Annotated in this window: 9 protein-coding genes and 1 tRNA gene; 7 read left to right on the top strand and 3 right to left on the bottom strand. The window is 66.0% G+C overall.

From position 1 onward, the window contains the following. Positions 1–458 precede the first annotated feature (458 nt). The gene (gene map / locus ACI944_RS08025; RefSeq protein ID WP_411718533.1) at positions 459–1,352 is read right to left on the bottom strand and encodes a type II methionyl aminopeptidase; all 894 of its coding nucleotides are present in this window, start codon (positions 1,350–1,352) and stop codon (positions 459–461) included. A gap of 138 nt (positions 1,353–1,490) precedes the next feature. Between map and ACI944_RS08020 the strand changes: the two genes are divergently transcribed. Beyond that, positions 1,491–2,318, top strand: coding sequence for a DUF63 family protein (locus ACI944_RS08020; RefSeq protein ID WP_411718532.1), 828 nt, complete (start codon positions 1,491–1,493; stop codon positions 2,316–2,318). Positions 2,319–2,362: 44 nt separating this feature from the next. Beyond that, on the top strand, positions 2,363–3,088 hold the full coding sequence (locus tag ACI944_RS08015; protein WP_411718531.1) for a nucleoside phosphorylase: 726 nt from the start codon (positions 2,363–2,365) through the stop codon (positions 3,086–3,088). 8 nt (positions 3,089–3,096) lie between these two features. Here the strand turns inward: ACI944_RS08015 and ACI944_RS08010 are convergent, their stop codons facing one another. Further along, a complete protein-coding gene (locus tag ACI944_RS08010; RefSeq protein WP_411718530.1) occupies positions 3,097–4,293 on the bottom strand; it encodes an NAD-binding protein in 1,197 nt (398 codons plus the stop codon). A 114-nt stretch (positions 4,294–4,407) separates the two neighbouring features. Here ACI944_RS08010 and ACI944_RS08005 point away from each other — a divergent pair, with 114 nt between their 5' ends. The 5 genes from ACI944_RS08005 (at position 4,408) to ACI944_RS07985 (ending at position 8,564) form a co-directional block, all read left to right on the top strand. After that, positions 4,408–5,619, top strand: coding sequence for a potassium channel family protein (locus ACI944_RS08005; RefSeq protein WP_411718529.1), 1,212 nt, complete (start codon positions 4,408–4,410; stop codon positions 5,617–5,619). Next, a complete protein-coding gene (locus tag ACI944_RS08000; RefSeq protein ID WP_411718528.1) occupies positions 5,616–6,965 on the top strand; it encodes a potassium transporter TrkA in 1,350 nt (449 codons plus the stop codon). Before ACI944_RS08005 ends, ACI944_RS08000 begins: the two co-directional genes overlap by 4 nt. Positions 6,966–7,122: 157 nt before the next feature. Next, a complete protein-coding gene (locus tag ACI944_RS07995) occupies positions 7,123–7,458 on the top strand; it encodes a ferredoxin (protein WP_411718527.1) in 336 nt (111 codons plus the stop codon). A 104-nt stretch (positions 7,459–7,562) separates the two neighbouring features. Continuing rightward, positions 7,563–7,647 (top strand) — tRNA-Leu (locus ACI944_RS07990). A gap of 398 nt (positions 7,648–8,045) precedes the next feature. Continuing rightward, entirely contained in the window at positions 8,046–8,564 is a 519-nt protein-coding gene (locus ACI944_RS07985) for a DUF5813 family protein (protein ID WP_411718526.1), read from the top strand. A 27-nt stretch (positions 8,565–8,591) separates the two neighbouring features. On the opposite strand, the gene ACI944_RS07980 is transcribed toward ACI944_RS07985, so the two are convergent. Next, positions 8,592–9,080: NAD(P)-dependent oxidoreductase (locus ACI944_RS07980; protein WP_411718525.1), on the bottom strand; the 489-nt coding region annotated here is incomplete at its 5' end.

Raw genomic sequence — 9,080 nt, 5'->3', positions numbered from 1 at the left:
CTCCTACGCCGGGATCGCCGTCTGCGCGGGGCGACGACGGATCGGTCGGCTGTGGCGAGCCGAGGGTGCAGTCGTGTGCCTTCGCAAACACGTCTGGTTTGATGTTTTTACTTTTTATTTACGAGAGTCGACGTTCGAGTTATTTATATAGATTTAACTGCCTTATTTGTTTGTAACGGCAGACAGCAAGGTCGACTTATTCAACGACACCGACGGCTACGGGTGTACCCCAACTGAGGACTTCGAAAGGACGTATTTCCACGGAGAGGGCGGCGGAGACTCTGCAGAAAAAGCGGGGACCGGATTCGGGATTGAGCATGCCCCAACGGTCCGTGCGCGATGAGGGTCGTTCGCGGCTAAACAGTTGGCGGGCAGCACTATAACATAGCACATAATAGATGATATCCGGGTAGGCTGTACTTAACTTCGTACTGGCTATTCAGAACGGACGTCATCGCCTACCGCGGACGCGTCGTCACTTCACAGCCGTCCTCGGTGACGATGACCGTGTGTTCTTTTTGACTGACGAGACAGCCGTCGTCTTCCTTTAATACCGGGTAGCCGTGGACGACGTTCTGCCGGGCGAGCCGTCTGAGCGCCATCTCGGCGCGGCGCGTGTCAAGCCACCGGCGGGCGAACGGGAGGGTTTTGAACTCTTCGACGATCTGTTCGAGCGCCTGTCTCGCGTCGCGGTTCCGGACGCTGGCCTCCCGCTCGAGGGCGAAGATCTCCTCGTCGGCCCCCTCCGTCACCTTGCCGCCGCCGTCGGTCGCGAACGGCTCGATCGCGACGACATCGCCGGCCGCAAGTTCGACACCGGTCTCGACGGCCCGGTTCGGGATGTTCGGTTCAGTGTGTTGCTCCCAGTGGCCGAGGCCGTGCCCCGAGAGATTGACCACCGGGTTGTAGCCGTAGCCGTCGATGACCGACTCGATTTCCGCGCCGATCTCGCCGGTGTGGACGCCGGCCTCGACGACATCGAGAGCCGCTTTCAACGCCTCGGCGGGAGCCTCGGCTAGTTCGGTGTTCCCCGAGAGATCGACTGTCACGGCGGTGTCAGCGAGCCATCCATCGACGTGGACGCCGATATCGAGGTTGATCATCTCCTCGCCGAACGTCGCGTCATCGTCGGGGGCAGGGGTTGCGTGGGCGGCCTCCTCGTCGATACTGATGTTGACTGGGAAGGCGGGTTCGCCGCCGAGTTCGCGGATGCGATCCTCGGCGTACTCGGCGACTTCGAGATGGCTTACGCCGACCTCGACGCGGTCGGCCGCCTCTTCGCGGACCTGTGCGAGGATGTCGCCGGCTTCGCGGTGTTTCTCGTATTGCTCGTCGGTGAGATCGACGCTCATAAACCGTTTTTGACGGGTCGAAAGAAAGGGATTGTGTTCGTCACCGCCCGCGTTTGGCGATCCCGGCTGGTGGGGCGTGCGGTCTCGGGGCGATCCGGACCGCAACGTTTTCGACCGCGCCGCCACCGGGTCACAGTAGTGCCACTTCCCGCCGATTTCGCGTTACCACCGGCCCCCTACCTCGCCGCGCTCGCGATCGGGACGGCCGCTGTCATCGCGGCCCTATACCGGCGTCGGCCACCCGTGACCGCCGCGACGGTGACCGCGCTCGCCCCGTGGGTCGCCGCCGGCGGGGCGCTGTACGCGCTCCACCAGGTCGGAGTCCCGCGGGACTCGCTCAACCCGCTGTTCGGGTCGCCCGCGGTGTACGTCACCGTCGGGATTCTCGCCGGGGGCGTCTGGGCCGCCGTCGCTGACCGGCCCGCGGACTCGTGGATCGCCTCGGGCGCGCCGGCATCCATCGCCGGGAGTGGGGGCGCACTCCTGTTAGCCACGCTGGTAGCCGCGGTGTTCGGGCCGAGGACGGCTGCGAGCGGGGGCGGAGGCACACCCGTTGCCTCCGTCGCCATCGCGGTCGTCTCCATCGTCGTCGCCGTCGCGGCGTGGAGCGTCCTGCGTCGGGTCCGGGAGGTTAGCGCGACCGGGAGCGTCGGCGCGCTTGCCGTCTTCGGTCACACGCTCGACGGCGTTTCGACGGCCGTCGGGTACGATCTGTTGGGCTTCGGCGAGCAGACACCGCTTTCGCGGCTCATCATCGAGGCCGGGGCGGCGCTGCCGACGGCCGAGTTGCTCGGCGCGGGCTGGCTCTTCGCCGCGGTAAAGGTCGGCCTTGGGGTTGCGGTCGTCGCCCTCTTTGAGGAGTACGTCCGCGCCGACCCGACGGAAGGGTACCTCCTACTCGGCCTCATCGTCGCCGTCGGCCTCGGCCCCGGTGTTCACAATCTCGTACTCTTTGCGATCGCGTAGCACCGACCCGACCGACTTTTGGGCACGCCACACGAGCCATCGATATGGCAAAACAACCGCATCTGCTGGTCGAACCGGGCGATCTCGCCGATATCGCTCTCGTCCCAGGCGACCCGGGGCGCGTCGACCGCATCGCCGACCGCTGTGACGACGTCGACACCGTCGCGCAAAACCGCGAGTACAAGCTGGTTAACGCCACCCAGGAGGGTCGCGAACTGACGATCTGCTCGACGGGGATCGGCTCGCCGTCGGCCGCCATCGCCGCCGAGGAACTGGCCGCCGTCGGCGTCGAGACGTTCGTTCGAGTTGGGACGACCGGCGCGCTCCAGCCCAACATCGAGATCGGCGACACCGTCGTCGCGACGGGCGCGGCGAAGGACGAGGGGACGACGAAGCGTTATGAGGCCGCCACCGTCCCGGCCGTCGCCGACTACGGGACGCTCTCGGCGCTCGTCGAATCGGCCGAGGCACGCGAGGCGCCGGTCCACATCGGTCCGATCGCCACCGACGACGCGTTTTATGCCGAGACCGACGCCCACGTCGACGCGTGGTCCGAGGCCGGACTCCTCTGCGTGGAAATGGAGGCCGCCGCGCTGTTCACACTCGCTCGCCGGAAGGGCCTCGCCGCGGGCGCGATCTGCACAGTCGACGGCAACCTGGTCAAGGGCACGCAAAAAGGCGAAACCGACGGCGAGGAGCTCCCCGAGAAGGCAAAGGACAACGTCGAACGGGCGATCGACATCGCGCTCGACGCCGCAACACGGCTGTAGCGATCTGATTACTGTCCGTCTGTCTCTTCGCCCAGCAATTTGTCGACGACGCGCTCTGGGTCGTCGTCGCCGAAGACGGACTCGACGAGGAGGTGTCCGCCCAGGACCGCCGGACTCAATACGGCGTCCGCGCCGGCGCGTTTGAGCTTTCGGACGTTCTCGCGGTCGGTCGCCGCCGCGACGATCCGGAGATCGGGGTTGAGTTCCCGCGCGGTTAGAATCACCATCGCGTCCTCGGCGTCGTTCTCCGTCGCGACGATCAGACCGCGGGCGCGGTCAATGTGGAGTCGCTGGAGGGGTTCCTCGTCGCTCGGGTGGGCGGTGACGACCTCGTGGCCGTGGTCGCGGAGCCGTCTGGCGTCCTCGGAGTCCTCGGTGACGACGATGGCATCACGGCCCTCCAGATTCTCAAGGATCGGTTCAGTCAGGTCACCGTAGCCGGCGACGACGTAGTGATTCTCCAGCAGATCGAGTTGTTTGTCGGTCATGTTTCCGAGTGCAGTGGCGAGGCGGGCTTCGATAAGCGGGCCGAGAAGCGTCCCCAGCGCGACACCGAAACTGGCGACGCCGGTCAGGAGGACGGACATCGAAAAGAGGCGGCCGACCTGCGAACTCGCGGTGAGGTCCCCGTAGCCGACGGTCGAGGCAGTAACGAGCGTGAAGTAAAACGCGTCCAGGGCCGTCTCAACACCGTTGAATTCATCGCGGAGCGCGTAGGTTCCGACGGTCCCGTACACCTGGACGACAACCACCGCCGCCAGCGATGCCAACTGCGTCAGCGAGAGATCGACGTTTCGGTCGAAATACCGTCGGTGCAACAGAATCGTCGGCAATGCGAGCACCGAGAGCGCAACGAGCGGGAACGAGAGCACGCTCGACTGTGCGAGCCCCTGGGCTCCGGTGACCGGGAGCAAGAGGACGGCTGAGTACCACGCGACTCGGTAGCCGTTATAGAGCCCGTAGACGCTCAAAAACATCAAAAAGCCGGTCATTGCTCCGGTGAAGCCGGCCGTCCGGGCGACGACATCGGGAACGACCGACGCCAGCGGACCTGACACGCCGGTCGCGCCGATGTTCACGATGCCAGTGACGACCGAGAGCACGGCGACCACTCCCGTCAACGCGATCGCGACGCGAACCCGGAGTAGCGTCGACCTCGTGGCTGTCTCCGGCTGCGCGCCGTCAGTCTCGGTCGCCGGTGCCATCACGGCAATCGGTTCCCGACCGACCGATAATAAGGCATCGTTCGTCGCGTATCGCCGGCTATCACGGCCGAGCACGCCGATAGTAGTATATAAGTGGCAGACGACGAGAGAGCCATGATACAACCGCTCCCCGTCGAGATCCTGTTCGGCATCTATCTCGGCGTCCTAACCGGGATGTTCCCCGCGCTCGTCTCTTGGGGGCTGGGGTTCATATTTAAGTACGTCACCGGCGTCTCGATACCCGCTTTCGGCGTCGTCGTGCTCGCGTTGGCGCTCGCGGGTATCAACGGCGGGTTGCTGGCGCTGAACGACCCCGCTGTCGTCCAGTCCGGCTACCGGGTCGTCGTTGCGCTGATCGTAGTGTTGATGCTCTCGCTGTACGCCCACGCCAAGGGAGACGCGATGGGCGCGTCGGTTCCAAAGCGGCTCTCGTGGCGCAAACTCCGCGATCGAACGCTTTCGAGCGACGTCGTCGAGTTCGTCGGCTCCCGCGGGGAGGTCAGAATCGAGGTCGTCGGCGAGGTGATCGACATGGAGGGGTACCCGCCGCTGTCGCCGGACACGCGATCGGAAATCAAAGACGGGGAGTGGCGGCTACCGGCCGACCTGCCGATCTCGGAACTTGAAGCCCGCTTCGCCGATCGGCTCCGGACCGAACTCGACCTCGCCGACATTTCCGTGACGATCGACGAACTCGGGCGGGCAACCGTGATCGCGGCCCCACCGCTCTCGGGGGTCTCGAAGCGCGTTCCCGACGGGAAACGCGCTGTCTCGGTGGAGGCTCTCGTTCCAACCGGGCTCGCCCGCGGGGACGAGGTGGCGGTGATCGCCGGGGAGACGGAGGTCAAGGGAACGATTATCGCGGCGAAGTCATCGGTGAAGCGTGCGGAGCCGGTTGCGGCCGACGGCGGGACCACGGGGAGTGTCGCTTCCCCGCCGACGACCGCGCCGACGACGACCGGCGGCGACGGCCGGATCACCGTCGCCGTCGATCGCTCGACGGTAAGCGCGTTGTTGGGCGTCTCACGGCCGAAAGTCGTCGTCACCGCCCGCGGGACGCGCCGGGAGTTCGAGTTGATCTCGATGCTCCGGCGTGCAGGCAAGCGCTTCCGGACGATGACGGTGAGATCCTCGGGAGAGCTCACCGGCGGGGCGATCGGGGGGGCGAACGTCCGGGAAGCGTACGATGTGGCGGTGTTGGCGATCAAGCGACCGGACGGGTGGCTCGTCGCCCCCCGTGGCGGGGCCGAGTTGCGGGCCGGCGACGAACTGTTCGTCGTCGGCAAGCGTGCCGCCCTCGACGCATTCGAGGAGGTGCTCGCGTGAGCCTCATCGCGGAGGGGCTCGCTGTCGGCGGCGACCTGCTCGTCGATCTCGCCCGGACGATCGTCCTCGCCATCGCGGCCGCGACAGCCGGCGTCGTCGCCGGCCTCATCCATCGGTGGTACGCCGGCGAGCGGGTCCCCGACGGACTTGCGGTTCTCGTCGGGTTGAGCGTCGTCGCGATCTATCTCAACACCGCCGGCGCGCTCGGGGAGGTGATCGGCGGCGAACTCGAACTCCTGGCGCTCGATGCGGTCGTGTTCAATACGGTCACATTCTTTATTGCCGGCATAGCGGCGGTCGCTGGCGGGCGAATCGGCGATCGGATCGGCGGCGGCCTCTTTGCCGTCTCCGGGCGGACCCACATCGATCGGGACGTGACCCGGATCGTCCGGACCGTCGGCCGGGTGACCACGGTCGAACTTCCGGAGGAAATCGGCGACATCGACGGCTACGAGCCCGTCGACGCCGCGATGAAGGCGAAGCTCTCCGGGCACGCGCTCGTGTTCCCCCGTCGGCTGACCGTCGGCGATCTCCGTGCGCGGTTCGCCGAACGGCTCCGGACCGACTACGGCGTCGGCCACGTCGACGTCGACTTTGCCGACGACGGGACGATCGAGTACCTCGCCTTGGGCGGTCGCGAGTCCGGTATTGGATCGACGCTTCCCCCGGGCAGCGCCGCGGTGGCGGTCAGAGCCGACCCGCCAAACGACGCCAGCCCCGGCGACTCGGTGCAGGTGTGGACGACTCCCGGTCCGGATACGGACATACATCCGGGGGCAGATTCGGATTCAGGGTCAGATTCAGATTCGGATGCGGATTCGAATCCGGGTGCGGACCTCAGTTTCGACCCGGTCTCAGGCACGAACGCGGCGGGTAGTCCGGGCGCGACGACCGCGGAGGCGGACACGGGGACGAACGAATCCCCTCGGCGCGTGACGAACGCAGAGATCCGTGGAACTGCGGGCGATATCGTGACGATCGCGGTGGACGAACCCGATGTACATCGCCTCGAGACGGACCGCCGATACCGTCTCGTGACGCTACCGGTCGGACCACGGGCCGACCGTGCGTTCGCCGCCCAACTCCGGACCGCCGAGGAGACGATGGGTGTCGTTTCGGTCGGCGAGGGGAGCGCTATCGCGGGGAGCGCTATCGGGGCGCTCGACATCGCAGTCGTCGCTGTCAGGACCGCCGACGGCGAGATCGTGGCGATCCCGACCCGAGGCCGAGCGGTCGCCGCCGGCGAGACGCTGTACGCCATCGCCAGGCCCGATCAACTGCGGAAGCTGGAAACCGCGGCTGCCGCGGCACCGGACGGGCGCACGGATGGGGCCTCCCCGGAATGATCCGGCACCGACCCCGAAACCGGATCGGTATCGACTGACCCGACGGAACGGTGAGCGGGGGCCAGACATGTCGGATGCGCCGCGACGGGGCGAGCACGGCGGGCCGCATCGCGCGTTCATCCGTCAAAGCCAAGCCAAACGCCCTCCGAGAGTCGGTATGGCCGACGAACCCACTGATCCAAGCGAGATTGGCGAGGGGAACGCTCCGCCGGTTGAGGAGGCCCCCTACAAGATAATTTTCGAGGCGAACAAGTGCATCGCGGCCGGCAAGTGCGCCGAGGTGTCGACCAACTGGGAGATGGACATCATGACCGGGATCGCAAAGCCCGACGTCTACTTTTTCGACGAACCCGACCTCGGGCACAACATCGATGCCGCCGACGCCTGCCCGGCAAAGAAGGACCGCGGTGTCATCCACGTCGTCGATCGCCGGACGAACGAGGAGATCGCCCCCGATCCTGAGGGCGATGGGACGCTTTCGGTCGATTGGTAGCTGGCTCGCTGTCTGACCGGCAACCGGGACCTGTCGGTGAGTGGTGGTCTCCGGCTGTCGGGGACCGAAACACACATTCATTGCCCCGCCGCAGTTCCGAACGTGCGAGGGTGGCCGAGCTTGGACAAAAGCGGCGGACTTAAGATCCGCTCCCGTAGGGGTCCGTGGGTTCGAATCCCTCCCCTCGCATGAGCGATGCGGCGCGATGAGCGCCGCGGGCGAGTGCAGGAGGATTCAAAGCCTGCCAGTCGCGCACAGCGAGCGAGCACGTCTGGCTTCGGTTCGAATCCCTCCCCTCGCATAGCGAAGAATTCAACCGAATGCGAGAAGTCTCGAACGCGAACGGCGAACGCACGTGAGCCGTGAGCAATCACCGACGCAAACGCACGTGAGCCGTAGCCGGGCTCGGCTTGAGTGCAGATCACCCTCGAACTATTTATAAATAGCAAGTGATATGTGTACACCCGATTCGCAAGCGAGTTATAACCGATCTGTTGCTCCCAGCCGGCGCTAACGGGCGCGAGACGGTCCATCGAGGGTCGTCCCCGTTCGACGACCTTTTTATATTGTCGCCCTAACGACTCGTGATGACTGACACACTTCCCGATCGCACCGTTCGAGCCTTCGAGGGACACGACGCCTTCGGGCGCGACGGCCGGTGGTTCGAAGTGACGACGACAGCGTTCGATGGCCGCGTGACTGCCGCCGAAACCGACGACTGGGAACTGGCCTATACCCTCGAGGTTCGCGCGCCGATGCTGTCGGCGGCGACCGAGGACGGCGTCGGCCCGGCCGTTGAGGAGGGATGGTTCAATACGTACGAGTTGCGTCTCGAAGACACCGACATGGCGGTCAGACAGGACATCGAGTTCGACGACTGTCGACTCGTCGAGGAAGCGGACGATGCGGTCGCCGTCTTCGAGTTCGAGTGGGGCAACGCCGACCACGTTCCCGGAATGGCGAAGGCGATGACCGAGTACGTCGAGGGGACCTACATGGAGGGCATCGTCCCCGGCTACCAGTACCAACCGCCCGTCTCGGAGTTGCTCTCGCGGGCGCGTTCCGGGGCCGGCGAGGACGGCAACAGCGGCCCGATGCCATTATAACCTGACCCGGAACTCGGGGGTGCTGTGTTACACGACCTGGTTGGTCAGCGGCTCACCCGCCACGTGTCTGCGGGCGTTCTCCCGGACGAGCGCGGCGATCCGTCGGTGGTAGTCGCGGGTCGCTGCGGCGATATGCGGCGTCACAATTACGTTCTCCATGTCCCACAGCGGTGACTCGGGCGATAACGGTTCGGTCTCGAAGACATCGAGTGCCGCGCCGGCGATGGCGTCGGCTTCGAGCGCGTCGATGAGCGCGGATTCATCGACTACGGGGCCGCGGGCGACGTTTATCAACACCGCATCCGAGCGCATCGCGGAGAGTTCGGCCGCACCGATCAGCCCCTCCGTCCGGTCCGTCAGTGGGACGGCGAGCGCAACGAATCGGGCGTCGGCAATCGCGTCCTCGAGTTCGCCGGCAGGATAGACGCTTTCCACCCCGTCGACCGGCGTCGGCGTCCGTTTGACCCCGACGACGTCCACCCCGAGAGCGTCCGCGCGAGTGGCGATTCCGCGGCC

The organism is Natronomonas sp., from assembly GCF_046710025.1.
In the GTDB taxonomy this organism is placed as follows: domain Archaea; phylum Halobacteriota; class Halobacteria; order Halobacteriales; family Haloarculaceae; genus Natronomonas.
The sequence above is the reverse complement of the archived record's forward strand: the minus strand, read 5'-3'. Positions and strand labels throughout refer to the sequence as shown.

Bases quoted from the DNA above. Each gene is read 5' to 3' on its own strand.
- ACI944_RS08015 (WP_411718531.1), top strand. From the start codon at position 2,363: ATGGCAAAACAACCGCATCTGCTGGTCGAACCGGGCGATCTCGCCGAT.
- ACI944_RS08005 (WP_411718529.1), top strand. From the start codon at position 4,408: ATGATACAACCGCTCCCCGTCGAGATCCTGTTCGGCATCTATCTCGGC.
- ACI944_RS08010 (WP_411718530.1), bottom strand. From the start codon at position 4,293: ATGGCACCGGCGACCGAGACTGACGGCGCGCAGCCGGAGACAGCCACG.
- ACI944_RS07995 (WP_411718527.1), top strand. From the start codon at position 7,123: ATGGCCGACGAACCCACTGATCCAAGCGAGATTGGCGAGGGGAACGCT.
- map (WP_411718533.1), bottom strand. From the start codon at position 1,352: ATGAGCGTCGATCTCACCGACGAGCAATACGAGAAACACCGCGAAGCC.
- ACI944_RS07985 (WP_411718526.1), top strand. From the start codon at position 8,046: ATGACTGACACACTTCCCGATCGCACCGTTCGAGCCTTCGAGGGACAC.